Source organism: Succinivibrio dextrinosolvens DSM 3072, assembly GCF_900167015.1.
Classification (GTDB): Bacteria; Pseudomonadota; Gammaproteobacteria; order Enterobacterales; family Succinivibrionaceae; genus Succinivibrio; species Succinivibrio dextrinosolvens.
Genome location: NZ_FUXX01000090.1, coordinates 1 through 1,804 on the forward strand (window position 1 = coordinate 1; position 1,804 = coordinate 1,804).

The window sequence follows — 1,804 nt, forward strand, 5'->3', positions numbered from 1 at the left end:
TTATGTAAATGTTATCCCGACTTTTTATGTACCGATGCCCGTAACTAAGCCGATTTTTGCTGCTTTACGGTATAATCATAAAGTCGGGATAAGTGGTGTGAGAGCCCCGAAAGGGGCTACTCGATTTTAGTCCTTCAGTATGGACTATAGTTCCCAGTCTTTATAGGTTTCTGGACTCAGATTCTTAAGCTCATCTATTACAACTACACAATCCTTTCGTACATTCTGCATAACAGTGAGCATGTTTCGATGTGGAATTGCAATACATCCACCTGTGTAAGGTTTCTTATCTCCAACGCAATGCAGGAATATAGCAGAACCTAGACCGGCAATACCTTCCTTGTTGTAATCCACATTCAGAGCATACTGATACTGGTACAGGTAATCGATTAAATGCTCGCTATCTTCCCTGTTCAGGTCGGGATAATCCTTAAGGCTGACCATCTGATTGTATTTATAGTTTTTTCTTGAATCTCCTGACCAGTAGTCATTATCGTCCACTTTTTTGTAAGTGAAAGCCTTGCAGCCAGGATCATCAGCTATTCCGAATGCATAGTTGAAGTGGAAGTTACCAACAGGAGTTCTGGCATCTCCTTCCTTTGTTTTTCCTAGACCTAACTTGCCTATAAAACCAGGAGTACTTGTTATCTGAACCCAGCTGCCGTCAGCTTTTTTCTCGTGCATGGATACATAGGCTGTGGTTTTACCAACTCCCGCTACAACAAAAAGCTGTGTTGCCTGATTCTTTTCTCCAAGTGCTTTTACCCACTCAGGAGATGAGGTGTAACTTGGCTCATCAAAGCTTAATTTCTGTTCCTGACTTTGCGTACAGGTACAGCCTGCAAGCAGGAACATAGAGCAAAGTCCAATTGTCAGAAGATTCATAAGAATGTTTCTTCTCATAGTAATACTCCTGTTTTCGTATCAGAGAATTAACTCGTTGAGATCAGGTCAGGCTGACCTATGTCCTAATCCTGTGTAATCTCTCCTGTCCAGGTATTTATTCCGCCGAACTCGTAGATATGTGAATATCCCATTGCAGCAAGTTTAGATGCAGCCTGTTTGCTTCTGTTTCCACTTCTGCAGTAGACAAGAATTATCTGATCAAAATCTTTTAATTCTTCTGGTGGTGTTGTACCGATTGTTTCATTTGGGATCAGAACTGCTCCTGGAATATGTCCTATTGAGTATTCATCAGGACGTCTTACATCCAGAATAATATGACCATCGTTTTTAGTCATCATCTGCATTGCTTCATCCTGCGTAATCTGTGTGTATGTGTTCATAGTCCGCTCTTGTATATCTGTTTTGACTGTTGTTTCATCTGCATTTGCCACTGCTATGGTACACAGTCCTAGCAGTATGGTTTTCAGTAATGCTTTTAGTTTCATATTATCTGAGGTAATGTTAATTAACCTCTGCCTCCTTAAAAGTCTGTGAGTAGTTACTAATGTACAAAGAAAAGTATACTTGAGATGATTAAAAGAGATTTTTGTCTTTGTGAAACTTTGAAATCAGGAGTTTTTCTTTACGGATTTTTTGAGAATCGTCAATCAAGTCTCATTCATTTCGAATGGGGGGGGGATATTCGATTTATAGGTAGATAATTTTTATTCTCCCAAAAATATATAATTTTGGGAGAATAATTCTGTATTTTGGGAGAATAGAAAATATTTTCAGATGGTTAAAAACGAAAAAAGCAACCATAAGCCGTAACTTTGTTAATTTAAACACATAACGGAATTAAATTTTAAGGAAAAGTGCAGAAACATAAGCTTTTCCTTTATTTTTGTATTATAATATA

Annotated in this window: 2 protein-coding genes; both read right to left on the bottom strand. The window is 38.2% G+C overall.

Annotation, left to right across the window (positions count from 1 at the left end):
- Positions 1-144: 144 nt before the first annotated feature.
- A complete protein-coding gene (locus B5D46_RS11910) occupies positions 145-903 on the bottom strand; it encodes a L,D-transpeptidase family protein (protein WP_078929641.1) in 759 nt (252 codons plus the stop codon).
- A 65-nt stretch (positions 904-968) separates the two neighbouring features.
- Positions 969-1,286, bottom strand: a complete 318-nt coding sequence (locus B5D46_RS11915; RefSeq protein ID WP_200805075.1) for a rhodanese-like domain-containing protein — start codon at positions 1,284-1,286, stop codon at positions 969-971.
- Between the last annotated feature and the right edge of the window lie 518 nt (positions 1,287-1,804).

Bases quoted from the DNA above. Each gene is read 5' to 3' on its own strand.
- B5D46_RS11910 (WP_078929641.1), bottom strand. From the start codon at position 903: ATGAGAAGAAACATTCTTATGAATCTTCTGACAATTGGACTTTGCTCT.
- B5D46_RS11915 (WP_200805075.1), bottom strand. From the start codon at position 1,286: ATGAACACATACACACAGATTACGCAGGATGAAGCAATGCAGATGATG.